The sequence below is a fragment of the Burkholderia sp. WP9 genome (assembly GCF_900104795.1).
In the GTDB taxonomy this organism is placed as follows: domain Bacteria; phylum Pseudomonadota; class Gammaproteobacteria; order Burkholderiales; family Burkholderiaceae; genus Paraburkholderia.
In genome coordinates this window covers 4,417,452-4,442,256 of sequence record NZ_FNTG01000001.1, presented here as the reverse complement: position 1 = coordinate 4,442,256, position 24,805 = coordinate 4,417,452, and the positions used below count along the sequence as shown (strand labels likewise).

Genomic DNA, 24,805 nt, shown 5'->3' with positions numbered 1-24,805 from the left:
GGTCGGGTAAAGGGATGGTTGGCGCCGCGCAGACTGATCCGGTCGGGGTTGGCCTGAGAACGAGCCGCGGCGATAACTGCATTGTTCCCCCGCCGCCCACGTCGCGACAGCGACCCGAATGACAAGATTCGCTAGAATCGGGTCATCGTCGGATTTCACGAGGTGACTGATGGCCACGCCCGTTTCTTCTGCCGCGACGCACGGCGCAGCGCCCCGGCACGTCGTCGCGGTGGTCGCCTTCGACCGCATCAGTCCGTTCCACCTCTCGGTGCCGTGCGTAGTGTTCGGCGAGGACCGCAGCGGCGGCGGCGTGCCGGAGTTCGACTTCCGCGTCTGCGCCGCCGAAACGGGCGCGCTGACCACCACGGCCGGCTTTTCGATCGGCGTCACGCATGGACTCGAAGCGCTGGCCGATGCCGGCACGATCATCGTGCCGAGCTGGCGCGACCCAGCCGAAACGCCACCGGCCGCGCTGCTCGATGCGCTGCGCGCCGCCCATGCGCGCGGCGCACAACTGGTCGGGCTGTGTCTCGGCGCATTCGTGCTGGCGGCCGCCGGCATCCTCGACGAGCGGCCGGCCTCGACGCACTGGGCATGGGCCGACGACTTCGCGCGCCGCTATCCGCGCGTGCGCCTCGACCCCAACGTGCTCTATGTCGACGACGGCAACGTGCTGACCTCGGCCGGCACCGCCGCCGGTCTCGACTGCTGTCTGCACGTGATGCGCAAGATGTGCGGCGCGCAAGTGGCCAATCATGTGGCGCGGCGGCTGGTGGTGCCGCCGCATCGGCAAGGCGGCCAGGCGCAATACGTTCAGCAGCCCATGCCGCCGAATGTGCGCGGCGACCGGCTGTCGGGCCTGCTCGACTGGGTCAGCGGCAATCTGGCATTGCCGCACACGCTCGACTCGCTGGCCGGGCGCGCGCTGATGAGCCGCCGCACTTTCACGCGACGCTTCCGGCTCGCCACCGGCACGACCGTGGGCGCATGGCTGCTGGCGCAGCGGCTCGCACGCGCGCAGCAACTGCTGGAAGGGACCGATGAGTCGGTGGAAGCGATCGCGGGAATCGCGGGCTTCGGCTCGACCGCGTCGCTAAGGCAACATTTCGCGGAGACGTTTCGTACGTCGCCGTCCGCATGGCGAAGAGAATTTCGCGGCGTCTAACCGCGCGAACGCGGCGCTAGTTGCGCCGACGACGTTTCGTAGCAGCCCACCGAAATTTCGTAGTCGCGCCGGCGCGACAGTAGCGATACGCGCCCCGCGCACCGGAACGACGCCAAAGCGACCCAGCGACGAATATCAATGTTCGCTGATCCAGCGCGCCACATACAACAGCAGCGCCACCAGAAAGATCATCGCCGCCCAGGCCCAGTTCGGCACTGCGTGCGGACTGGGCTCGTGATGCGAGACCCCGTGCGAGTGTCCATGCGACGCACTTGCCGCGCGGCCGGGCAACGCATTGCCGTGGTCCGGGCGCACGCGCCGCGCCATGCCGCCGAGTGTGATCGGCCGCAGAAACACATGCTGACGGCGCACCGCCGAGCCCCGTGCACGGTTGGGCCCTTGCCCATGCTTGGCGCGCACGACAGCGTCGAACTCGGAGAAGAAGTCGTCGGCCAGTTGATGCAGGGCGTTTTCGAGTTGACGTGTCGGCAGTTCGGCGAGCGGGCCGGACGAGGTTGCCCAGATCGTGTAGTCGATCCGCGTGCCGCGCGCCTTGTCGGCGCCATGCCCGCCTTCGTCGGCGCGCAAGCGCACTTCGATCTGACCGCGCAACGCGCCGATGCCTTCGGCGCGCGCCTTGAAGTTGATGGTGCGGCGCTGCGCGTCCGCCGGGCCGGAATCCTGCCCGGCCACGTGGGCGCGTGCTTCATAACGCGCGCGCAGCGGGCCGAGCGGCACCGTCATGATCAGCTCGTATTCGCCATGCGCAAGGCGCGTGAACGACTCGCAGTTGTCGAGGCTGGCGCGTAATAGCGCGAGGTCTTGCAACGCCTCCCAAACCTCAGACGGCGCAAGCGGAATCCGTAACGCGTCGTTCAGTTCCATGGCAGCCTCCCCGATGAACGCGCGACAGCGGGATCAGGACGTCTGATCGATGCGGTCGACGCGCGATGCGTAAAACGCGAGATACCCTTTGATCGTGGCCGCCGGCTCGAGCGGTGTTTCGTAGCTCCACACGGCGTTTTCGATCAGGCCGTCTTCCGTGCGCAGATGGAAGTACGACGCCTCACCCTTGAACGGGCAGTGCGACGTATGCGCCGAGCGTTCGAGCCGCGCCATGTTCACATCCGAACGCGGAAAATAGAACACGTCCGGCAAACCGGTTTCCGCCAGTGTCAGTCCCGCCTGCGTATCGGCCATGGTCACACCGCCGTGTATCACCCGCACCCGGTGATGGTTGCCGGTGATCACGATGGTGTGCCCGCCCGCACTCGTGCCGGGGCTTCCGTGAGGTGTCAAGGCATCGCTCATGTCTCGGCTCCGTGATGGTGTGCGGTCGTGCAAACAGTAAAGCCACGGGGCGTACCCGTGGCTTCATTATCGGCCAAAGTCCGGCCGATTGCGCGACGTTCCTGCGCGGGGTACGAAGCTAGCCGCAACTCCGCGCAAAACGGCCTCACGCTTATTGCGTGTTCCAGTAGAACGCGGCCTTGGCGGTACCCTTGGCCGGGATCGTCACCGCCTTGGACTGGTCGCGATCCTTGTATTGCGCATGCACCGTGTAGCGGCCCGGGCGCAGTTTGACCAGCATATACGGCCCGCGTGACGTAGTCGTCAGCACTTCGCCGTTGTGCGCATCGACCACGCGCACGTGGACGTCGGCGAGAAAGTCGGAACCGGGGCCGGTGAAGCGCAGCGACAGTGGCCACTGGCTTTGCGCCTGCTGTAATGCCTTCGATTCGTCGAGGCCGACGCCGCCCGACACGAACGAGACATCGCCTTGCTGCTGGATTTGCGGCAGGCCGCCACCGTTGGCGTTACCCGCGCTGGTTTGATCGGTGGTCGTGCCGCCGGTCGTGTCGCTTGCCTGCTGTGCACACGCGCCACCCGCCAGACCGAGCGTGAGCGCTGCGCATACCGCAGCGGCTACGAGCCTTCGCTGATTGCGTTGGGTTTTCATCGGTTCGCTCCTTGTTGAGGTCTTATCCCTGCTTCTCCGGCACCCCGCGATGGGCCCGGACCAAGGTAGACGCAACCTGCGTGCCAAGCCGCCGGCGCGTCCTCTGGAAAACCGCTGCGCGCCACGCCGGGTAGCGCGCAACGCCCTGCTTCAATAGTTGGCACCAAATGAAAATTGCCGGTCCGCTGGCAGTAAATGCAACGGGACCGGCAAGCATTACTTCAATTCGCGGACGAATCGGCTAGCCGTCGGTCAAACCGCCGCCCGGCCGCCGACCGGTACAGCCGCCGCGCTCACCCGATCAGCCGAGATCGACCGGGACGAAGATCTGCGCGTTGTCGCGCTGGATCAGCAACGCGATGCTGTTGCCGGCACCGGCGATCATCTGCTTCAACTGATCGACGCTCGAAATGGGCCGGCCGTTGACCGCCAGAATCACGTCGCCCGGCTGGATGCCGGCGCTTTCCGCCGCGCCGCCTGACTGCTGCACGAGCAGACCGTGCGACACCGACGCACCGCTCTTTTCTTCCGGCGTCAGCGGCCGCACTGCCACGCCGAGGCGGCCTTGCAACTGGGTCGGCTGATCGGCCTTGTCTGACGCCACCTTCGCATCCGACAACGAGCCAATGGTCACCTTCAGGTCCTTGGTGGCCTTGTCGCGCCATACCTGCACGGTCGCCGAACTGCCCGGCGCGAGACCCGCGACCTGCGCCGGCAGATCGGACGAGTCGCCGACCGGCTCGCCGTTCACCGACAGGATCACGTCGCCCGGCTGCAAACCGCCCTTGGCGGCCGGGCCGCCCGGATCGACCGAGCTAACCAGCGCACCTTGCGGCTTCTGCATGCCGAACGAATCGGCCAGTGTCTGGTTCATGCCCTGCACCGCCACGCCGAGGCGGCCGCGACTCACGTGACCGGTCTTGACGATGTCGTCCTTGACCTTGATCGCTTCATTGATCGGGATAGCGAACGAAAGGCCCTGGAAGCCGCCCGTCTGCGAGTAGATCATCGAATTGATGCCGATCACTTCGCCTTGCAGATTGAACAACGGGCCGCCCGAGTTGCCGGGGTTCACCGGCACGTCGGTCTGAATGAACGGCGTGTAGTTTTCGTTAGGCAGCGAACGCGACTTGGCGCTGATAATGCCCGAGGTCACCGTGTTGTCGAAACCGTAAGGCGAACCGATCGCGACGACCCACTGGCCGACCTTGCTTTGACGGGGGTCGCCGATCTTCACGGTCGGCAGATTGCTCGCGTCGATCTTCAGCACGGCGACGTCGGACTGCTTGTCGGCGCCGACCACCTTCGCGCGGAATTCGCGCTTGTCGGTCAGCTTCACCGTGACGACGTTCGCGCCGTCCACCACGTGCGCATTGGTCAGGATGTAGCCGTCATTGCTGACGATGAACCCCGAGCCCAGGCTCGCGCTCGGCTGATCGGGCGCATCGCCGCCGTCGCCGCCCTGCATACCCGGCATGCCGCCGAAGAAGTGCTTGTAGAACTGGTAGAACGGATCGCTCGGATCGATCGGCAACTGGTTGCCGCCGCCGTTGCCATTACCGGAATTGCCGCGCAGCGCCGTCTGCTTGACGACATGTTTCGCGCTGATGTTGACGACCGCCGGGCCGTAGGTTTCGACGAGGCCGGAGAAGTCGGGAATGCCGGTTTTGGCGGCGGCTTCGGCGGGCATCATCGCGGCTTGCGCCGGCGTGATCACCTGCGGCGCGGGCACGTCGCGATGCCCCGCCACATAGCCGGCGGAGAGCGCCACGGCGACAGCCACTGCAACAGCGCTGCGGGACAAGGTTTTCGCGTTCATCGTGTACTCCTGACTGGGAGAAAGAGACTTTGGATGTCTCGAAGCGTACGTGGCGTCACTTAAAAGAGTCTTAAGCAGCGACAGATCGCTTCCATCCTGTTTTCGAGGCGCTATTGCAGCGTTGCACAAGCCTCGATCAAAGCCTCTTACGAACTGAAAGCCCGTCCTTCAAAAGCGCACGCTGACCTGCAAGCCGCCCGCCGGCGATTCGTCGAGCAACACGGCGGCATGATGCTGCACGGCGATGCGGCGCACGATCGCGAGACCCAGACCGCTACCCGCCACGTCGGTCCGCGTGCGGTTCGCACTGGCGCCCGCGCGATAGAAACGGTCGAACACGCGATCGCGTTCCGCCGGATCGATCCCCGGGCCGCTGTCGGCGATCCGCACGACCGGGTGTCCCTCTTCCACACGCAGAACGACATCCACATGTCCGCCGCGCGGCGTGTATTTGGTTGCGTTATCCACGAGATTGTTGAACATCACGCGCAGCGCGTCGGCGTCGCCGATCACGGTGGCGGACTCCGTCGCCTCGATGCCGAGATCGACGCCGCGATTCTGCGCGAGCGGCGCGTAAGCCAGCACACATTCTTCGAGCAGCGCGCGCAGATCGATCGCGTCGGTGGCGGCGAGTCCGTCCGGCTCGGAACGCGCGAGCGCCAGCAGTTGTTCGGCAAGACGCGTGGCGCGCGTCACGCCCGCTTGCAGATCGGCGAGCGCTTCGCTGCGGCCCGCTTCGTCTTTCGCGCGCGCCACGAGTTGCGCCTGAATCTGCACGGCGGCCAGCGGCGTGCGCAATTCATGCGCCGCGTCGGCGACGAATGCCTTCTGAATATCGAGCGCGGTGGCGAGCCGTTCGAGCAGCCCGTTCAGCGCGCGCACGAGCGGCTGCACTTCGAGCGGCAGACGCTGGTCCGGCAAAGGATCGAGTGCCTCGGGATGACGCGCGTCGAGTGCGCTCGTCACGCGGCGCAGCGGCCTGAGTCCGCGTCCGACGATCACCCACACCGCGAGCCCCAGCAACGGCAGCAGCACGATCAACGGCCACAGCGTGCGCAGCGCGACATTCGCGGCAAGCCGGTTACGCACGGACACCGGCTGCGCCAGTTGCACCACGTTATCGCCGACGATCGCGCCATACACGCGCCACTCGCCGCGATCCGTGTGCTCGGTCGAAAAGCCGAGCTCGGCGCGCGGCGCGAGCGGCGCACGCGGACGTGAGTAGTACATCAGCACGCCGTTGCGATTCCAGATTTGCAGCACGATGCCTTCGTCGCCGGTGTCGCGCGAACCCAGCACCTGCGAGAACGGTTCCGACGGCAGCGCCGCGGCGATCTGCTCCAACTGGTAATCGAAGAGTTCATTGGCTTCGGCAAGCGCTTGCCGGTAGATCAGCCAACCGGCGATGCCGACACCGAGCAGCACCAGCGCCAGCAGCCAGACCAGCAATTGACGGCGGATCGAACGCATCGGCTCAGGCGTCCTTAGCGATCATGTAGCCCAGACCGCGTACGTTGCGGATCAGGTCCGCACCGAGTTTCTTGCGCAGCGCGTGAATGTAGACCTCGACGGTATTGCTGCCGATCTCCTCACCCCAGCCGTACATTTTTTCTTCGAGCTGGCTCTTCGAGAGCACGGCGCCGGGACGCGCGAGCAGCGCCTCGAGCAGCGCGAATTCACGCGCCGACAACGCCACCGGCGAGCCGTCGAGCGTGACCTGATGCGAGGCGGGATCGAGCGTCAGATTGCCGAGGCGGATGGTCGAATCGCTGCGCCCGGATTGACGGCGAATCAGCGCGCGCATGCGGGCGCCGAGTTCGTCGAGATCGAAAGGCTTGACGAGGTAGTCGTCGGCGCCGGCGTCGAGGCCCTTGACGCGATCCGCCACGGCGTCGCGCGCGGTGACGATCAGCACCGGCAACGCATGGCCGCGTGCGCGCAGCATGCGCAGCACGTCGAGACCGTCGCGCTTGGGCAGCCCCAGGTCGAGCAGTACGAGATCGTAAGGCTGGCTGGCCGCCGCGCTGAGCGCTGCTTCCCCGTCTTCCACCCAGTCGACCGCGAAGCCTTCGCCGCGCAGCGCCTTGCGCACGCCTTCGGCGATCATCCGGTCGTCTTCGACTAGCAAGATGCGCATGGTTATCCGTTCCGAATCGTTCAATGATGCCGCATTCTAGCGCCCGCCTCGAGCATGTGCGGCGCGTGGCGCATTTTCCACCGCAGCCTCGCGGCATGTCACTACAATGGGCGCTTTGCGTCGCGCGGCCGGCGATTCGTCCGTGTATCACGCGACGCCCTGCCGCAACCCGGATTACCGCGTGCCCCACGCCCTGACATTTTGCTTTTTCGCCCGTCCATGACGCACGCTTTTCTGTCTTCTCTCGCACGCCGCGTGCGCCTTGCCGCGCAGCGTCCGGGTTTCCCGTCTGCTTCTACTGCTTCCACTGTTCCCACTGCTTGCGCATCTCGGCTGCCTCGCTGCTTCGCGCCGCGCGCGAGCGCCTGGCTGCTCGCCTGCGTCGCGCTCGGCTGCAGCGCCTCGCTGCCGCTCGCCGCGCAGGCTCGCGTCAAGGCCGCGCATCCGAGCGTCAACGTCACCACGGTATTGCCGCCGCAAGTGATGGCCGGCTTGCAGCGCGCACACGTGCCGCTGTCGTCGATCAGCGTGGTGGTGGAGAAAGTCGGCGACCGCACGCCGATCGTCGCGCTGAACGCCGGCAAGCCGATGATGCCCGCCTCGACCATGAAGCTCGTCACCACCTACTCGGGGTTGTCGATCCTCGGCCCCGACTACCGCTGGCGCACGAGCGCCTATACGGACGGCACGGTCGACGCCAACGGCGTGCTGCACGGCAACCTCTACATTCAGGGCACGGGCGACCCGAAGCTCGTGCCGGAAGAACTGATCGATCTCGTCCAGAAGATTCACAAGGCGGGCATCAACGGCATAGACGGCGCGCTGGTGCTCGACAAGCGCTACTTCGATCCGTCCACGCGCGACCTGCCGCCGTTCGACGACGACGCCACCGCGCCGTACAACGTCGGCCCCGATCCGCTGCTCTACGCGTTCAAATCGCTGTCCTTCACACTGACGCCGTCGCCCGACGGCAGCGTCGCGATCGACGTGCTGCCCGCGCTCGCGCAGTTACAGATCGACAACCAGATGCACGCTGTCAACGGTCCATGCCGCGGCGACGCGGCCTCCGTGTCGCCCACCGTCACGCCGCAGCCGAACGGCACCGTCGTCGCCTCGTTCGACGGCGACTATTCGGTGCGCTGCGGCCCGCGCACGATCAACGTCGCGGTGCTCGATCACTCGGCATTTTTCGCGGGCGGTTTTCTCGCGCTGTGGCAACAGACCGGCGGCACGTTCAGCGGCGCGACGCGCGAAGGCGCCGTACCCGTGGGCGCCAAACTCGTGGCGACACACCAGGGGCCGATGCTGTCCGACATCGTTCGCGACATCAACAAATTCAGCAACAACACGATGGCGCGCAATCTGTTCCTGACGATCGGCGCGGCCGAGGAAAAGGGTCCCGCCACGCCCGCCAAGTCGGCGCGTGCAATCGAAGCGTTTCTGCGCCGCGACAGCATCAACATGGAATATCTGACGCTCGACAACGGCTCGGGCCTCTCGCGCGACGAGCACATCACCGCACTCGCGCTCGCCGATCTGCTGCAACGGGCCAACGCGAGTCCGGTCGCGCAGGTGTTCGTGGAGTCGCTGCCGATCGCGGGCGTGGACGGCACCATGCGCAATCGGCTGACCAACCAGGGCGCGGGCGGCAACGCGCATATCAAGACCGGCACGTTGCGCGACGTTCGGGCAATCGCGGGCTATGTGGCCTCGGCTGACGGCAATAGTTACGTGGTCGTCAGCCTGATCAACGATCCGCATTCAGAAGCCGCTCGCGCTGCGCATGATGCGCTGCTCGAATGGGTGTACCAGGGCCCGTCTCAAGGTTTCACCAAAGTTTCCGATCCCGTCGTCGAACCGCGCAGCAGCAAGCCCAGGAAAAACCCGCACCAGCGCGGCGCTCACTGAGTGTTCCTTCTAGCGAAGCCGCGCGCGGCAACGTCCTCTAGCGTGTACGCTGTCGGGCAGTGTTTGAGGCGCGCGTAAAACGCTGGACGTGGCGCCGGGACCGCACACCGCTGACGGTCCACTCGAACAATAACGACAACACCGCTCGCGCACCGCGCGGCGGCCAGGGACCACGGAGGAAGACACCATGCAATTCGATGCCGAATTGCTGCTGCTCGCCATGGCGCCAGTCTTTCTCGCATGCATCGGCTGGGAGGCGTGGCACCTGTTGCGCACGCGTCCGGGCGCGCAACTCTATAGCTGGCGCGACACGCTCTGCAACACGGCGCTCGCGCTGATGCACCAGGGCGCCGACAAGCTCGCGTGGCTCGCCGTCATTCCCGTCTACGCGTTCTTCTACGATCACTACCGCATCTACACGTGGCAGGCGAGTTGGGTCTCGTTCGTTGTGCTGTTCGTCGCTCAGGATCTGCTCTACTACGTGTTCCATCGCTGCAGCCATCGCGTGCGCTGGCTATGGGCCGCGCATGTCGTGCATCACTCGTCGGAGCGCATGAATTTTTCGACCGCGTTCCGCCAGAGCCTGATGTATCCGATCGCGGGCATGTGGCTGTTCTGGACACCGCTTGCCGTGCTCGGCTTTCCGCCGAAGCAGATCGTCGCGATCGTGCTGATCAACTTGGGCTTTCAGTTTTTCGTGCATACGCAGGCCATCGGCAAACTCGGCTGGCTCGAATACGTGTTCAACACGCCGTCGATCCATCGCGTGCACCACGCGCGCAACGACCGCTATATCGACCGCAACTATGCCGGCGTGCTGGTGATCTGGGATCGCCTGTTCGGCAGCTATGTCGAGGAAGACGAGCGCGATGCGCCGGTCTACGGCATCGTCGAGCCCCTTCACACGTATAACCCGCTGAAGGCGACGTTTCACGAATGGGCGTCGATGGGCGCCGACTTCGCGAGCGTGCGCGGCTGGCGCAACAAGCTGCGCGCACTGTTTGCGCCGCCCTCGTGGGCGACGGATTATCACGCGCGGCGCGCCGCCGGTTCATCGGCGTCGCACGCGGATTCAAGCGGAAATTCGAGCGAAGCGATTCGCGTGAATCAAGACCATACGGCCGCGTTTCAAACCCCGCGCAGGCCGTAGAAGATTCTGTAAGCTGTCGTCACGCCGCCTAAGCGGCGGGCGCTGCCTGCAACACATGGCATAAGGGCCAAACATACGAGGAGATGTAGTCAACATGAAGCAAACAGCATCGCGGAAACAACATTGGCTGCGCGTGACGCAGATCGCCATTGCCAGCACGGCGTTCGCCCTGCTCGCGGCTTGCGGCGGGGGTAGCGACAACAACAATGCGAGCAGCACGCCTGCGGGCGGCGTCAAGTTGCAGGTCGTGTCGTTCGGCGACAGCCTCTCGGACGTCGGCACGTACGCACCGGTGATTCAGGGGAGCTTCGGCGGCGGCCGCTTCACGACGAACCCGGGTGAAGTGTGGACCCAGAAGGTCGCGGAATACTACGGCGACACGTTGAAGCCGGCGTACCTCGGCGGCTTTGGCCAGCCGCTGGTCGCAGCGGGCGGCTACGGTTACGCGCAGGGCGGCTCGGACGTCGTGAACGCGCAAGGTCAAGGCTGGGCGCCCAACAACATGGCCGCGACGACCGTGCCGGTCGTGACGCAGGTGGCTAACTACCTGGGTGCGCATACGAGCTTCAATGCGAACCAGCTCGTGCTGATCAACGGCGGCGCGAACGACATCTTCCAGTTCGCGGGGACCACCACCAATCTGACAGCACTCGGCGCCGCGCTCCAGACGCAATACCCGCAACTCGTGCAGGCCGGCAAACTGCCGAACTCGCAGGCGGGCCAGGTCGCGTTTATCGTCGGCTACCTGCAGCAGTTGCCCAACCCGCAGATCGCGCAGGCCGCCACCCAGCTCGCGGCGCAAGTGCAGACCATCGTCAACTCGGGCGCAACCCACGTGGTGGTGTCGACGGTGCCGGACATCGGCAATACGCCGCTCGGCGTGTCGGCCAACGCGTCCACGCCTGGCACGGCTGCGCTGCTGTCCGGGATTACCGCGGCGTATAACTACCTGCTGGTGCAGAACCTGACGGCCCGCGGCCTGGTGGGTACGGGCAAGGTCATCGTGGCCGACGCCTTCACGTGGCTGGATCAGCAGTTGCCGAACTACCAGGCGCTGGGCTTCACGGTGTCCAACACCGGCACGGCGTGTAACCTGGCGTCGATGCAGAGCAACGCAACCGCTTACGCCACGGCGAATCCGAGCGCAACGAACGGACTGACCCCGGCCCAGTACGGCGCACAGTTTGGCTCGTCGCTGTTCTGCTCGCCGCAAACTTACACGGTGGCTGGCGCTGACCAGACTTACATGTTCGCGGACACGGTTCACCCGAGCACGCACCTGCACGCGTTGTTCGCGCAGTACGTGCAGCAGCAGATCGCGGCAACGGGGTTGGGCAAGTAATCAGGTAACGCGGCAGGTAACGCGGCGGATCCGGCGATCCGCCGTCGCCTTTGCGGGGAAGCCAGGCCCGGCTGAGTTCAACCGGGCGCTGTCGACGCTATCCCTGCGCTTCGAACGCAGCGGCCGCCCGCCCCAACCGGTCATTTACCGCGATCCACTCGATCGTATCCGGCAGCTTCTCGATAAGAATACGCGAGACGTTCGCGCGGTCGAGCGCCCTCAGCAAGCCATATAGTTCACGCGCGTAGACATGCGGATCTTCCGGTGCGGCGATGAAATGCACGCCCTCGGCATCGGCCCAATGTCCCGCACGGGAAGCGCGCGCAACCAATGCCACGCGCTCATCCGCTTGCCGCGCGGCAAGCAAAGTCTCCAGCGCGTTAAACGGCAATAGCGCCAACGGCGTGCTCGGCGCGTAATGCGCCTTCAACGTGCCGGAAGCGCGCGGCGCAGTCGCGTCCGAGCCGTCTGGCAAGCGCGGCGCCTCGCCGAGCACTTCGGCGATATCTTGCGGCGTCACGCGCCCCGGCCTCAACAACGCCGGAAAGCCGCGCGACAAATCCAGAATGGTCGATTCGATACCGACGTCCGACGCGCCGCCGTCCAGCACATGAATCGTGTTGCCGAACTCGTCCCGCACATGTTGCGCCGTGGTTGGGCTCACATGTCCAAAACGGTTCGCCGACGGCGCCGCGACACCGCCATGTCCGCCGCGCAATGCGCTGAACGCCTCGAGCAAGGCTTGCGCGACCGGATGCGACGGACAGCGCAGCCCCACCGAATCCTGGCCGCCGCTGACTGCCGCCGGAATGCGCGCGGCGCGCTTCAGGATCAACGTGAGCGGCCCGGGCCAGAACGCGTCGATGAGCCGCTGTGCCTCCGCGGGCAAGTGCTCGACCCAGTAGTTCGGATCGCCGTGCGGCGCGAGATGCACGATGACCGGATGATTCGCCGGCCTGCCCTTCGCCGCATAAATCCGCGCGACCGCGTCGGGATTCTCCGCGTCGCCGCCGAGGCCGTACACCGTCTCTGTCGGAAAAGCGACCAGCTCCCCCGCGTCGAGCAGAGCCGCCGCGTGTTCGATCTGCGTGGCGCTCACAGGCAATGCGCCTTCGGCAGGTTTCTGTTGATCCGGCATGGCGCTCGTGTCAGCCCGTGATGATGTGCAGGAGACGCGCGCAATCGCGCGCAGCCGTGCGAGCTTCTTCGAGCGTAGCGGCCGTGAAGTTCACGTGGCCCATCTTCCGGCCACAACGCGCCTCCTCCTTGCCGTACAGATGCAAACGCGCGGCCGGCATCGCGGCGACTTCCTGCCACGGCGGCGTGACGGCCGGGCGCTTCGGGCCGTCCGGAAACCACACGTCGCCGAGAATGTTCAGCATTACGGCGGGCGAGTGCTGGCGCGTGTCGCCAAGCGGCATACCGGTCATGGCGCGCACCTGCTGCTCGAACTGGCTGGTCGCGCAGGCGTCGACGGTGTAATGGCCGGAGTTGTGCGGACGCGGCGCCATTTCATTGGCGACCAGCGAACCGTCTTCGAGGATGAAAAACTCGACGCACAGCACGCCCACGTAGCCGAGCTTGTCGGCGATTTGCAGCGCGGCCTGTTGCGCTTGCTGGACCAGTGTCGGGCTCGCGTCCGGCGCCGGGACGATGGTGTGCGACAGCACGCCGTCGCGATGCGTGTTCTGCGCAAGTGGATAGACCACCGAGGCGCCGCTCGCCGCCCGCGCGATCAGCGCGGACACTTCGAACTTCAACGGCAAGCGCTTTTCCAGCACGCAGGGCACGCCGGCGAGCGAAGCATGCGCTTCGCGCACTTCCTCGGCGTTGCGCACGCGAATCTGCCCTTTGCCGTCGTAGCCGAGGCGCGCGGTCTTGAGAATACCCGGCAGCACGGCTTCGAGTCTGGCGTCGTCGAGTGCGGCCAGCGCGTCCGACGATTCGATCACCACGTGCGGCGCGACCGTCACGCCCGATGAGGCGATGAAGCGCTTCTCGGCAATGCGGTCCTGGGCCACGGCGACGCAGCGGCCGGCCGGACTCACGAAGGTGGTCCGCGCGAGGAAATCGAGGCTCGCGGCCGGCACGTTCTCGAACTCGGTGGACACTGCGGCGCACAGTCGCGCGAGTTCGGTCAGCGATGCTTCGTCGGTGTATGCCGCGCGCAGATGGCGATCGGCGACGGCGCCCGCCGGACTGTTTTCGTCCGGATCGAGCACGGCGACGCGATAGCCCATGGCCTGAGCGGCAAAACAGAACATGCGGCCGAGCTGGCCGCCACCGACCATGCCAAGCCATGCGCCGGGCAGAATCGGTGAAACCGGTGTGTTGTCTGGGTTCATCTTAGTGGTCGGTCGCGGCCGGGTGCTGTTTGCAATGCGTGCTTGCAATGCGATGGCAGGCACCCGGCCGGGGGTCTGACAGGGAACGTCTTCAAGCAATCAGTCTGTGCGCTTACAGCGCCGGCAGCACCATGGCGTGGGCCGCTTCATTCTGGCGCACGCGGAATGCAGCCAGCTTTTCCGCATACTCGTTGCTCGTGCCGCTCAGGAGCGACACGGCGAACAGCGCCGCGTTCGCCGCGCCGGCTTCACCAATCGCAAACGTGGCGACCGGCACGCCCTTAGGCATCTGTACGATCGAATGCAGCGAATCGACGCCCTTCAGGTACTTGCTCGCCACCGGCACGCCGAGCACCGGCACCGTGGTCTTGGCGGCCAGCATGCCCGGCAGGTGCGCCGCACCGCCGGCGCCGGCGATGATCGCGCGAATGCCGCGCTCACGCGCGCTTTCAGCATAGGCGAACATTTCGTCGGGCATGCGGTGCGCGGACACGACCTTGGCTTCGTAGGGCACGCCGAATTCCTGCAGAATGGCCACGGCGTTTTTCATGACTTCCCAGTCGGAACTGGAGCCCATCAGCACGCCGACGACCGGCGCGCCATGCGTGTGGGCGGTTTGAGCTTCACTCATCTTACGGCTTCCTTGTTTCTTGAGAGCGCCCCCGACCGGTCGCTTCGCGCCGGATTCCGGGAGGGCGATCCCTCAATCCCTCAAGGCGTCTTCCTTCGGGGCGAGGGACTTTCTTTGGCGAGGGACTTCCCGCGCAGCGGCACCCCTGGGGCGGCCTTTTCTCAGGCTGCGCAAATCCAGGCGGTGCGCGTAATCAGGCGAGCTTATGTCCGGTCAGGCGCTCGAGCGCTTCCTGATACTTCTCGCCCGTCTTCGTGACCACCTCGTCCGGCAGCTTGGGTGCCGGCGGCTCTTTCTTCCACGGCTGGGTTTCGAGCCAGTCGCGCACGAACTGCTTGTCGAACGACGGCGGGTTGGTGCCGACCTGGTACTGGTCCGCCGGCCAGAAACGCGACGAATCCGCGGTCAGCGCCTCGTCCATCAGGTATAGCTTGCCGTGGTTGTCCAGACCGAACTCGAACTTCGTATCCGCGATGATGATGCCGCGCGTGGCCGCGTAATCAGCGGCTTCCTTGTACAGCTTGATCGAGATGTCGCGGATCGTGGCCGACAGTTCGGTGCCGATGCGGCGCTCCATCTCGTCGTATGTGATGTTTTCGTCGTGGTGGCCCATTTCGGCCTTGGCCGCCGGCGTGAAAATCGGCTCGGGCAGCTTCTGCGCGTTCTGCAGACCCGGCGGCAGTTCGACGCCGCACACCGAACCGGTTGCCTGGTAGTCTTTCCAGCCGCTGCCGGCCAGATAGCCGCGCACCACGGCTTCGACGAGGATCGGCTCGAGGCGCTTCACCACCACCGCGCGGCCCTTGACCTGCTCGACTTCGTCTGCCGCCACCACGGATTCGGGCGCGACGCCCGTGAGGTGGTTCGGCACCACGTGCTTGAGTTTTTCGAACCAGAAGTTCGCCATTTCGTTGAGCACGCGGCCCTTATTCGGAATCGGCTCGCCCATGATGACGTCGAACGCCGACAGACGGTCGGTCGTGACGATCAGCAACTGGTCGTTGCCCACCGCATAGTTGTCGCGGACTTTACCGCGGCCGAGCAACGGCAGCGAGCGGAGCGTGGATTCGTAGAGGGTAGACATCGTCGTGGTTCGCTAAAAGTGAGGCAAAAAGTGTGACCGGAACAAAAGGGAAACGCCGTTCCCCGGATGATGCGGGAACGGCGATCTAACGACAACCTGGCCAAACGGCCAGGCGCAGACATAGTGATAGCTTAGCGGACGACTTGCGCGAGCTCGCCCGATTTGTACTTCTCCGCGATTTTATCAAGCGTGACCGGCTTGATCTTGCCGGCCTGGCCTTCGCAGCCGAATTGCGTGTAGCGCTCGATACAGATCTTCATCGCCGCTTCGCGCGCCGGCTTCAGGTAGTCGCGCGGATCGAACTTGCCCGGGTTGGTCGCCATGTAGCGGCGGATCGCGCCGGTGATCGCCAGACGCAGGTCGGTGTCGATATTGACCTTGCGCACGCCGTTCTTGATGCCTTCCTGGATTTCCTCGACCGGCACGCCGTAGGTTTCCTTCATGTCGCCGCCGAATTCGCGGATTTCAGCCAGCAATTCCTGCGGCACCGACGACGAACCGTGCATGACCAGGTGCGTGTTCGGAATGCGCTGGTGGATCTCCTTGATGCGCTGGATCGACAGAATGTCGCCCGTGGGCTTCTTGCTGAACTTGTACGCGCCGTGCGACGTACCGATCGCGATGGCCAGCGCGTCGCACTGGGTCAGCTTGACGAAGTCGGCTGCCTGCTCCGGATCGGTCAACAGTTGCTCGCGCGTCATCGTGCCTTCCGCGCCGTGGCCGTCTTCCTTGTCGCCCTTCATGGTTTCCAGCGAACCGAGCACGCCCAGTTCCGCTTCCACCGTGATACCGATCGAATGCGCCGCTTCCACGACCTTGCGCGACACCTCGACGTTGTACTCGTACGATGCGACCGTCTTGCCGTCGGCTTCGAGCGAACCGTCCATCATCACGCTGGTGAAGCCGCTGCGGATTGCGGCCATGCAGACCGCCGGCGACTGGCCGTGGTCCTGGTGCATCACGACCGGAATATGCGGATACGACTCGACCGCGGCTTCGATCAGGTGGCGCAGGAACGCCTCGCCCGCGTACTTACGCGCGCCGGCCGATGCCTGCATGATGACCGGTGCGTTGACCTTGTCGGCCGCTGCCATGATCGCCTGCACCTGCTCCAGGTTGTTCACGTTGAATGCCGGCAGGCCGTAGCCATTTTCAGCGGCATGGTCCAGCAGTTGACGCATTGATACGAGAGGCATGCTTAACTCCTTAGATTGAAACGAATTCTTGTGCCGTCGGCATCTTTTGGGCGATTTTATCGCGAAGCAAGCCGCATACCCGTTCACACCTTCCCTAAAGCGCGGAGCGGTCCTACCCGCTGCAACGCGCGATTGGAGCCGGTGCGCCGCCTCTCGCGGGGCATGGCAGCATGCTTCGTCCAATCAACTGCGTGCCGATCGAGCCATGTGGGTCGATCCGATCAATACGGCTCGCCCACCCGTACGATCTTCAGCGTATTCGTACCGCCGGCCTGCCCCATCGGCTCGCCGACAGTCAGCACCACCATATCGCCGCGCGACGCGTAACCCTTGCTCACCACGGTTTCCAACGCCTGCTGCAACGCCGTGTCGCGGTCGGTGTTGGTGTCCAGATGCAGCGACGTCACGTTGCGATACAGCGCCATGGCCCGTTCGCTGCCGACGCGCGGCGTGAGCGCGAAGATCGGCACGTGGGTCGAGTGACGCGACATCCACAGCGCGGTCGAACCGGATTCCGTCAACGCCACGATCGCCTTCGCGCCCAGATGGAACGCCGTGAAGAGCGCGCCCATGGCGATCGACTGGTCGATCCGCGTGAACGTGCGGTCGAGGAAATCCTTGTCCAGCTCCGACTGCTCCGACTTCTCGGCTTCGATACAGATCGCCGCCATGGTCTCGATGGTCTGCACCGGATACTTGCCCGCCGCCGATTCCGCCGACAGCATCACCGCGTCCGTGCCGTCCAGCACGGCATTCGCGACGTCCGACACTTCGGCGCGGGTCGGCACCGGCGCGTGGATCATCGACTCCATCATCTGCGTGGCGGTGATCACGAACTTGTTCGATTCGCGTGCCATACGAATCATGCGCTTTTGCAGCGCCGGAACTGCGGCATTCCCCACTTCCACGGCCAGATCGCCGCGCGCCACCATGATGCCGTCTGATGCGTCGAGAATCCCTTGCAGCGCCGGAATGGCTTCCGCACGCTCGATTTTGGCGATCATCTTCGGCTTGATGCCGAACGGCGCGCCGGCGATGTTCGCCAGCTGGCGGGCCATTTCCATGTCGGTGGCGTTCTTCGGGAACGATACCGCGACATAATCGACGCTGAGCGACATGGCGGTGCGAATGTCTTCCATGTCCTTGGCGGTCAGCGCGGGAGCGGACAGGCCGCCGCCCTGGCGGTTGATGCCTTTGTTGTTCGACAGCTCACCGCCGATCTTGACGACCGTGTGGATCTCGTTGCCGATCACACGCGAGACGTCCAGCACGATCAGGCCGTCGTTGAGCAACAGCACGTCGCCCGGTTTCAGGTCGCGCGGCAGGTCCTTGTAGTCGAGACCGGCGCGTTGCTCGTTGCCGAGTTCGCAGTCCGCGTCGAGCACGAACGGCTCGCCGGCGACCAGCATGATCTTGCCGTTTTCAAATTTGCCGACCCGGATCTTCGGGCCTTGCAGGTCCGCCATGATGGCGACTTCGCGGCCGGCCTGGCGGGCCGCCTCGCGCACGAATTCGGCGCGCTGGCGGTGGTCGTCGGCGGTGCCGTGCGAGAAATTGAGCCGCACCACGTCCAACCCTGCCTGAATCATTTGCAGCAGGATTTCCGGCGTATTGGAAGCCGGTCCGATGGTAGCGACAATCTTGGTGGCGCGATGCATGAGTCTCCTCGTCTGGGTGAGATCGCTGGAAAGAGCGCTGCGAGTCGGATGCGGAGGCTGCGCACCGAAGGATGCTGCCGGGGGCTGCGCGCCGGTTGAAACCAGCGTCGCTTTATGGGGTGAAGCGGTATTCGAGACCAGCACGGGGCGCGCTGGTGGGGGGACGAGTTCTTCGTCGGGGAGTTCTGCGGACGGCGAGGCGGTCTCTCCAGCATCTGCGCTGGACAATTCCGCTGCCTCACTGACAGTGGTCAACTCCGCGAACGCGAGGGACGCCCCGGATACTTCCTGCTGCTGGCTAGCTGAACCGACCGCGGCATCAACCGCGGACTCGAGCGCTGCCGGCGTGGCCGCGGAGCGCGCCGCGCGCTCCCCTGCCGATTCTGCCGCGAGATTGCGCGGCTTGCCGCCGCGCGCTTTTGCAGACTTTGCCGTTGGGGAGCGCGTCGCCACGTTAAGCCCGCGATTCCAGAACTTCGACCGCCGGCAGCTTCTTGCCTTCGAGGAACTCGAGGAAAGCGCCGCCGCCTGTCGAGATATAGCTGACCTTGTCGTGGATGCCGTACTTGGCGATCGCAGCGAGCGTATCGCCGCCGCCGGCAATCGAAAACGCCGCCGATTTGGCGATGGCGTCCGCCAGCGTCTTCGTGCCGTTGCCGAACTGGTCGAATTCGAACACGCCGACCGGACCGTTCCACACGATCGTGCCGGCCTTTTCCAGTTGCGCGGCGAGCACCTTGGCCGTTTCCGGCCCGATGTCGAGGATCAGGTCGTCGTCCTGAACGTCGGCGACTGCCTTGACTTCGGCCTTGGCGGTCGGCGAAAACTCCTTGGCCGTGACCACGTCGGTCGGGATCGGCACGGAAGCGCCGCGGGCTTTCGCGGCGTCGATGATGGCTTTGGCTTCGTTCACCAGATCGGCTTCGGCGAGCGACTTGCCGATTTTCAGGCCCGCGGCCAGCATGAACGTGTTGGCGATGCCGCCGCCCACGATCAGCTGATCGACCTTGTCGGCGAGCGACTTCAGAATGGTCAGCTTGGTCGACACTTTCGAGCCGGCGACGATCGCCACCAGCGGACGCTTCGGCGCGCCGAGCGCCTTGCCGAGCGCTTCGAGTTCGGCGGCGAGCAGCGGGCCGGCACATGCGACGGGCGCGTACTTGGCGATGCCATGGGTGGTGGCTTCGGCGCGGTGCGCCGTGCCGAATGCGTCGTTCACGTAGATATCGCAGAGCTTCGCCATTTTTTGCGCGAGCTCGTCGGAATCTTTCTTTTCGCCCTTGTTGACGCGGCAGTTTTCCAGCAGCACGACCGAGCCCGGCGCGACGTTCACGCCGTTTTCCACCCAGTTCGCCACCAGCGGCACGTCACGGCCGAGCAGTTCGGCCAGACGCCTGGCGACCGGCGCGAGCGAATCTTCCGGCTTGAAATCGCCTTCGGTCGGGCGGCCCAGGTGCGACGTGACCATCACGGCGGCGCCTGCGTCGAGCGCCGCCTTGATCGCCGGCACCGAGGCGCGGATACGGGTGTCTTCGGTGATGCTGCCTTGATCGTCCTGCGGCACGTTCAGATCGGCGCGGATGAACACGCGTTTGCCGGATAGCTTGCCTTCGGCGATCAGATCGGAGAGACGCAATACCTTGTTCATGGGCGTGTGTGTGCGAGTTGATGGAAAGGCGGTGGCGGACGGCGCGCGGCACTCGAACGCGGCGAACTCCAGCGCTCAGGCACGGTAGCGGCTCCACTGAGTCGGGTGCCGGCGGCTGGGCCGCGGCTTCGCGCGCCATGCAGCGGCGCGGTTATCCCGGAAACGACCATTTTAACTGATCCACACTGCCTTCTGACCCGCACCTCGGCGAATGTCCCGTATTTGAAGGATGCGACGCGCATGCCGCGACGCAACATTTCCTGCCTCGCCAGCTACATGAAGAGGCGCAATAAGGTGAAGACGACCATTCCGACGACAATCGTGCCGAGCATGGTGCGCCGCCACAAAAACCACGCGAGACCCGCCAGCGTGGCGTAGAACTCATGGTTCGACAGCGCGAAAGACAGGCCGTCGGGCGTGGCCAGCACATCCGGCAACACCACGGCGGCCAAGGCCGCGGCCGGCGCATAGCGCAGCATGCGCTGAACGCGCGCCGGCAAAACGGTGCGCTCGCCGCCGATTAGAAACATCGCGCGTGTCACGGCGGTGACGAAGGTCATGCCGAAAATGGCCAGCCAGATCTGCGTGGACGTCATTGGGAACCTCCGGCGCTGTTGCGAATGCGGCGCAGGTCCGCGCGCTCGACCATCAGGTCGGCGGCGCTGCCCGCGACGATCGCCGCGATCACCGCGAGCGGCAGCGCGAGCCGGTACGGCAGGTCGAACGCGAGCAGCGACACCACGCCGGCAATCGTGACCGCGACCAGCGTGGAGCGCGTCGCGATCGCCGACACCATGATGGGCAGCAACGCCAGCGTGCCCGCGAGCGCGAGGCCCCAGTTGTCCGGAATCAGGCTTGCCAGCAGAATCCCGGCGATCGACGACACCTGCCACGACAGCCAGCTGCACAGCGCCATGCCCCAGTAGTACGCCTCCTTGCCGGGCACATAGCCGGTCGGAAAGCTTTTCTTCTGGAACAGCAGGTAGATCACGTCGCCGTTGAAATAGCCGAGCACGATGCGCCGCCACATCGACAGATAGGAAAAATGCGGCGCCAGACCGACGCTGAAGATCACGAAACGCGTATTCACCATCGCGGCGGTGAGCAGCACGGTCCAGACCGGCAGCTTGGCGGCGAGCAGCGGCAGCACCGCCAGTTGCGACGAGCCGGCATAGCACAGCAGCGACATGGTGAGCGCCTGCGGCAGCGTCAGCACCGACTTGCTCATGGCAATGCCGGTGACGAGGCCCCAGGAGAAAATCGCCATCAGCGTGGGCGAATAGTCGCGCGCGCCCTGGCGGAAGGCACGGCGATCTGTTTCTGACAGGCGAGCGAGCATCAAGCGAAACGCGGGCGCCAAAGGCGTCGCAATGAAGGGAAGTCGGCGCCAGGTCGTCAAGCACCCGCTGGCGCATCCGGATTTGATTTATGCGTGCGCTGGATTATAGCGTCCGGAATGCGCCCAAATGCCCGTTCCGTGTGCAAAAGACGCTAAAATGCTGGTCTTGGCGATACCTGCCATAGCTACGCCTAACAACGCACCTGCTGGAGAATCGTATGTCAATGGCCGACCGTGACGGCAAGATCTGGATGGATGGCAAGCTCATCGACTGGCGCGATGCCAAGATCCACGTGCTCACCCATACGCTGCATTACGGCATGGGCGTCTTCGAGGGCGTACGCGCCTACAAAACGGTAGACGGCAGCACCGCGATTTTCCGGCTGCAGGAACACACCAAGCGTCTGCTGAACTCGGCCAAGATCTTCCAGATGGACGTGCCGTTCGACCACGCAACGCTCGCCGCCGCGCAATGCGAAGTGGTTCGCGAAAACAAGCTCGAGTCCTGCTATCTGCGCCCGATCATCTGGGTCGGTTCGGAAAAGCTCGGCGTCTCGGCCAAGGGCAACACCATCCACGTGGCGATCGCGGCCTGGCCGTGGGGCGCGTACCTCGGTGAAGAAGGCATCACCAAGGGCATCCGCGTGAAGACCTCGTCGTTCACGCGCCATCACGTGAACGTGTCGATGGTCCGCGCCAAGGCGTCGGGCTGGTACGTGAACTCGATCCTCGCCAACCAGGAAGCCATCGCCGACGGTTACGACGAAGCGCTGCTGCTCGACGTGGACGGCTACGTGTCGGAAGGCTCCGGCGAGAACTTCTTCCTCGTGAACAACGGCAAGCTGTACACGCCCGACCTGGCGTCGTGCCTCGACGGCATCACGCGCGACACGGTCATTACGCTGGCGCGCGACGCGGGCATTCAGGTGATCGAAAAGCGCATCACGCGCGACGAAGTCTATACCTGCGACGAAGCGTTCTTCACCGGCACCGCCGCCGAAGTCACGCCGATCCGCGAACTCGACAACCGCACGATCGGCTCGGGCGCACGCGGGCCGATCACCGAAAAGCTGCAATCGGGCTTCTTCGACATCGTGAACGGCAAGAGCGACAAGTACGCGCACTGGCTCACCAAGATTTAACGCGCGCGGCGCCGGTGCGAGCCGGCGCCGCGCACGCCCCCTGCATACAACGAGAATCCCTCATGAGCGAAATCAAGGAAATGCCGCTGGTCGAACTGTCGGCAAAAGACCTGCCGGCTTACTGCCCGAACCCGGCCATGCCGCGCTGGAGCGCCCATCCGCGCGTCTTTATCGACGTCACGCACGGCGAAGCCAAGTGCCCGTACTGCAGCACGCGTTACAAGCTGCGCGACGGCGAAGTGGTCAGGGGTCATTGAACACGGCGCACTGAGCATTGATTGCTCGTGGCGCCGCTTGCCGGGCCGGGCGCCCGCTTTATCGCGGGCGAGGTGGCAGGCGGTGTGGCGCGATTGCGCTGCAGGGTTCGCGTCGTAACCGGCTGCACGTGTCACGGTCTGGTTCGTGATTCGACGGGCCAGTGCCGGTCATGCAACCGGCGGTGACCACGCCGGCGCGAACGCGCGGCCCGGGCCGAAAGCAGGCGCGCCACAGCAGGGCCGCCTCCGCGGTGCTTCCGGCCATGCCGGAAGCACGCCACGCGGTTCGCGGCCTTTCCCTTTTTACCTATCCGAATGCCACGCGCACAATTCGCGCGGGGCTTCGTTTTGACACCGGACACTCATTCTGATGCGTCGCGCGTTGGTTATCGCACCGAACTGGATCGGTGACGCATTGATGGCGCAGCCGCTGTTTGCGCGCCTCGTTAAATTGCATCCGCGCATCGTCATCGACGCGGTCGCGCCCTCGTGGGTCGCGCCTGTCCTCGAACGCATGCCGGAAATCCGCGACGTCTACGCCACCGATCTCGCGCACGGCAAGCTGCAAATGCTGCGCCGCTGGCAGTTGGCGAGCGACCTGCGCGACGTGGGCTACGACGCCGCCTACGTGCTGCCGAACTCGCTCAAGTCGGCGCTAATTCCGTGGATGGCGGGGATCAGGCTGCGCATCGGCTACACCGGCGAAAGCCGCTATGGCCTGTTGAACGTGCGCCACGCGAATCCGCGCAAGGACGAGCGCCCGCCCATGGTGGGCCAGTACGCCGCCCTCGCCTACGCGCCCGGCGCCAAGTTGCCTGACGACCTGCCGATGCCCCGCCTCGACGCGGACCTGAACGAAGCGTCGCGCGTCTCGGCGCGCTTCAATCTGGATACGCGCGTGCCGCTGCTGGTGTTCTGTCCGGGCGCCGAATACGGCCCCGCCAAGCGCTGGCCGCCCGAGCACTTCGCGGCGCTTGCGCAGATGGTGGGTCAGTCGTTCCCCTACACGCAGATCGTCGCGCTCGGTTCGCCGAAAGATGCGCCGCTCGCGCAGGCTATCGCCGAGAAAGCGCCTAACGTGCGCAACCTGTGCGGCCAGACCGCTCTGGGCGAAGCATGCGCGCTGATTTCGCGCGCCAATGCGGTCGTCACCAACGACTCCGGGCTGATGCACGTGGCCGCCGCGCTGCGCCGGCCGCTGGTGGCCGTGTACGGTTCGACCGATCCGCGCCACACGCCGCCCTTGTCCGAGCTTGCGAAGGTACAATGGCTTCATCTCGAATGCAGCCCCTGTTTTGAGCGCGAGTGTCCGCTCGGTCATCTGAACTGCCTGAAGCAGTTGAGCGCCGAGCAGGTATTTGGCGATTTGCGCGGCATGTTGCTGGCGCAACGCTAAACGCCGCTGATACTTGCACGCAACACCGCACGCCCCTGAGCGCGTCGCGTCATGTTCGCGCCTTGCGGCGCGGGCATTCTGGCGCTCGGGTGCGATTGTCCGGTTCCGGGCTGTCCCGCTGACCGCTGCCTTGCAACCGCGCGCCGCGCACAAGAGACTGACGAGCCATGCCACGTTTTGCCCATATCTTCGAAGCCGCCGCCGATACGCTGAACGCCTATTACCAGGCCGTCGCCGAGGTGAATATCGACAGCTTGATGGGTCTGTGGATCGATGAAGAGTTCGTCAGCTGCATCTGCGCCGACGGTTCCCACCTGCACGGCCTCGACAGCATTCGCGCCGGCTTGCAGGTCCAGCTCGAAGCCGCGCCCGTTTCCATCGAACCGCTCGACATCCGCGTCTACGACAGCCTCGGCACCGTGGTCTACGCGATTGCCGAAGCGCACCGCCCGGCCGATCCGAAGGCCACGCCCGCCATGGTGTTCACCACTTACGTGATGGTCCACGAGCGCGGCGAATGGCGCATCGCGCATATTCACGCGAGTCCTATGCCCAATGAGGCCGCCAGCCAGTTCGCCACGAAAATGCGGCATGGCCAGGGGTCGCTGCACTGACGCGCACCGCGCGT

At 65.1% G+C, this 24,805-nt stretch carries 23 protein-coding genes; 8 read left to right on the top strand and 15 right to left on the bottom strand.

The genetic code is table 11. The annotated features are described in order from the left end of the window. Window positions 1-169: 169 nt before the first annotated feature. Window positions 170-1,165 carry a helix-turn-helix domain-containing protein gene (locus BLW71_RS19835; protein ID WP_091799430.1) on the top strand — a complete coding sequence of 332 codons (996 nt, stop codon included), beginning with the start codon at window positions 170-172 and terminating at the stop codon, window positions 1,163-1,165. Between the two features lie 135 nt (window positions 1,166-1,300). Here the strand turns inward: BLW71_RS19835 and BLW71_RS19830 are convergent, their stop codons facing one another. The 6 genes from BLW71_RS19830 to BLW71_RS19805 all read right to left on the bottom strand — a co-directional run bounded on the left by BLW71_RS19830 (window position 1,301) and on the right by BLW71_RS19805 (window position 7,081). After that, window positions 1,301-2,050 carry an SRPBCC family protein gene (locus tag BLW71_RS19830; RefSeq protein ID WP_091799427.1) on the bottom strand — a complete coding sequence of 250 codons (750 nt, stop codon included), beginning with the start codon at window positions 2,048-2,050 and terminating at the stop codon, window positions 1,301-1,303. A 33-nt stretch (window positions 2,051-2,083) separates the two neighbouring features. Then, window positions 2,084-2,476 carry a DUF427 domain-containing protein gene (locus BLW71_RS19825; protein WP_091799424.1) on the bottom strand — a complete coding sequence of 131 codons (393 nt, stop codon included), beginning with the start codon at window positions 2,474-2,476 and terminating at the stop codon, window positions 2,084-2,086. 151 nt (window positions 2,477-2,627) lie between these two features. Beyond that, complete coding sequence (locus tag BLW71_RS19820; RefSeq protein WP_091799421.1) at window positions 2,628-3,125, bottom strand: peptidase associated/transthyretin-like domain-containing protein; 498 nt, start codon at window positions 3,123-3,125, stop codon at window positions 2,628-2,630. A 301-nt stretch (window positions 3,126-3,426) separates the two neighbouring features. Then, window positions 3,427-4,944: a DegQ family serine endoprotease gene (locus tag BLW71_RS19815; RefSeq protein ID WP_091799417.1), complete on the bottom strand. Its 1,518-nt coding sequence runs from the start codon at window positions 4,942-4,944 to the stop codon at window positions 3,427-3,429. Window positions 4,945-5,112: 168 nt separating this feature from the next. Further along, on the bottom strand, window positions 5,113-6,414 hold the full coding sequence (locus BLW71_RS19810) for an ATP-binding protein (protein ID WP_091799414.1): 1,302 nt from the start codon (window positions 6,412-6,414) through the stop codon (window positions 5,113-5,115). 4 nt (window positions 6,415-6,418) lie between these two features. After that, the gene (locus BLW71_RS19805) at window positions 6,419-7,081 is read right to left on the bottom strand and encodes a response regulator (RefSeq protein ID WP_091799410.1); all 663 of its coding nucleotides are present in this window, start codon (window positions 7,079-7,081) and stop codon (window positions 6,419-6,421) included. Between the two features lie 219 nt (window positions 7,082-7,300). On the opposite strand from BLW71_RS19805, the gene dacB reads away from it, so the two are divergent. The 3 genes from dacB to BLW71_RS19790 all read left to right on the top strand — a co-directional run bounded on the left by dacB (window position 7,301) and on the right by BLW71_RS19790 (window position 11,481). Continuing rightward, window positions 7,301-8,989, top strand: a complete 1,689-nt coding sequence (dacB, locus tag BLW71_RS19800; protein WP_091799407.1) for a D-alanyl-D-alanine carboxypeptidase/D-alanyl-D-alanine endopeptidase — start codon at window positions 7,301-7,303, stop codon at window positions 8,987-8,989. Between the two features lie 187 nt (window positions 8,990-9,176). After that, window positions 9,177-10,139 carry a sterol desaturase family protein gene (locus BLW71_RS19795; RefSeq protein WP_091799404.1) on the top strand — a complete coding sequence of 321 codons (963 nt, stop codon included), beginning with the start codon at window positions 9,177-9,179 and terminating at the stop codon, window positions 10,137-10,139. Between the two features lie 94 nt (window positions 10,140-10,233). Then, window positions 10,234-11,481 carry an SGNH/GDSL hydrolase family protein gene (locus BLW71_RS19790; RefSeq protein ID WP_091799399.1) on the top strand — a complete coding sequence of 416 codons (1,248 nt, stop codon included), beginning with the start codon at window positions 10,234-10,236 and terminating at the stop codon, window positions 11,479-11,481. A 97-nt stretch (window positions 11,482-11,578) separates the two neighbouring features. Here BLW71_RS19790 and BLW71_RS19785 read toward each other — a convergent pair whose 3' ends face one another. The 9 genes from BLW71_RS19785 to BLW71_RS19745 all read right to left on the bottom strand — a co-directional run bounded on the left by BLW71_RS19785 (window position 11,579) and on the right by BLW71_RS19745 (window position 21,382). Next, a complete protein-coding gene (locus BLW71_RS19785; RefSeq protein ID WP_091799396.1) occupies window positions 11,579-12,619 on the bottom strand; it encodes an L-threonylcarbamoyladenylate synthase in 1,041 nt (346 codons plus the stop codon). A 10-nt stretch (window positions 12,620-12,629) separates the two neighbouring features. Beyond that, window positions 12,630-13,826: a 5-(carboxyamino)imidazole ribonucleotide synthase gene (locus tag BLW71_RS19780; protein WP_091799393.1), complete on the bottom strand. Its 1,197-nt coding sequence runs from the start codon at window positions 13,824-13,826 to the stop codon at window positions 12,630-12,632. Window positions 13,827-13,938: 112 nt separating this feature from the next. After that, on the bottom strand, window positions 13,939-14,457 hold the full coding sequence (gene purE / locus BLW71_RS19775) for a 5-(carboxyamino)imidazole ribonucleotide mutase (RefSeq protein ID WP_007180510.1): 519 nt from the start codon (window positions 14,455-14,457) through the stop codon (window positions 13,939-13,941). 193 nt (window positions 14,458-14,650) lie between these two features. After that, on the bottom strand, window positions 14,651-15,541 hold the full coding sequence (locus tag BLW71_RS19770; protein WP_091799390.1) for a phosphoribosylaminoimidazolesuccinocarboxamide synthase: 891 nt from the start codon (window positions 15,539-15,541) through the stop codon (window positions 14,651-14,653). Between the two features lie 131 nt (window positions 15,542-15,672). Further along, window positions 15,673-16,737 carry a class II fructose-bisphosphate aldolase gene (gene fba, locus BLW71_RS19765; RefSeq protein ID WP_091799387.1) on the bottom strand — a complete coding sequence of 355 codons (1,065 nt, stop codon included), beginning with the start codon at window positions 16,735-16,737 and terminating at the stop codon, window positions 15,673-15,675. 221 nt (window positions 16,738-16,958) lie between these two features. Continuing rightward, window positions 16,959-18,395: a pyruvate kinase gene (gene pyk / locus BLW71_RS19760; protein WP_091799384.1), complete on the bottom strand. Its 1,437-nt coding sequence runs from the start codon at window positions 18,393-18,395 to the stop codon at window positions 16,959-16,961. Window positions 18,396-18,849: 454 nt separating this feature from the next. After that, the gene (locus BLW71_RS19755) at window positions 18,850-20,043 is read right to left on the bottom strand and encodes a phosphoglycerate kinase (RefSeq protein ID WP_091799381.1); all 1,194 of its coding nucleotides are present in this window, start codon (window positions 20,041-20,043) and stop codon (window positions 18,850-18,852) included. Between the two features lie 272 nt (window positions 20,044-20,315). Next, complete coding sequence (locus tag BLW71_RS19750; protein ID WP_091799378.1) at window positions 20,316-20,639, bottom strand: AzlD domain-containing protein; 324 nt, start codon at window positions 20,637-20,639, stop codon at window positions 20,316-20,318. Continuing rightward, a complete protein-coding gene (locus BLW71_RS19745) occupies window positions 20,636-21,382 on the bottom strand; it encodes an AzlC family ABC transporter permease (RefSeq protein WP_091801038.1) in 747 nt (248 codons plus the stop codon). The genes BLW71_RS19750 and BLW71_RS19745 overlap by 4 nt, the downstream gene beginning before the upstream one ends. Window positions 21,383-21,600: 218 nt before the next feature. Between BLW71_RS19745 and BLW71_RS19740 the strand changes: the two genes are divergently transcribed. From BLW71_RS19740 to BLW71_RS19725, 4 genes are all read left to right on the top strand, one after another. Beyond that, window positions 21,601-22,524: a branched-chain amino acid transaminase gene (locus BLW71_RS19740; RefSeq protein WP_091799376.1), complete on the top strand. Its 924-nt coding sequence runs from the start codon at window positions 21,601-21,603 to the stop codon at window positions 22,522-22,524. A gap of 62 nt (window positions 22,525-22,586) precedes the next feature. Then, window positions 22,587-22,781: a zinc-finger domain-containing protein gene (locus tag BLW71_RS19735; RefSeq protein WP_042321180.1), complete on the top strand. Its 195-nt coding sequence runs from the start codon at window positions 22,587-22,589 to the stop codon at window positions 22,779-22,781. Between the two features lie 370 nt (window positions 22,782-23,151). Then, window positions 23,152-24,177 carry a lipopolysaccharide heptosyltransferase II gene (gene waaF / locus BLW71_RS19730; protein ID WP_091799373.1) on the top strand — a complete coding sequence of 342 codons (1,026 nt, stop codon included), beginning with the start codon at window positions 23,152-23,154 and terminating at the stop codon, window positions 24,175-24,177. A gap of 167 nt (window positions 24,178-24,344) precedes the next feature. Further along, a complete protein-coding gene (locus BLW71_RS19725; RefSeq protein ID WP_091799370.1) occupies window positions 24,345-24,791 on the top strand; it encodes a nuclear transport factor 2 family protein in 447 nt (148 codons plus the stop codon). The last annotated feature ends 14 nt before the right edge of the window (window positions 24,792-24,805 follow it).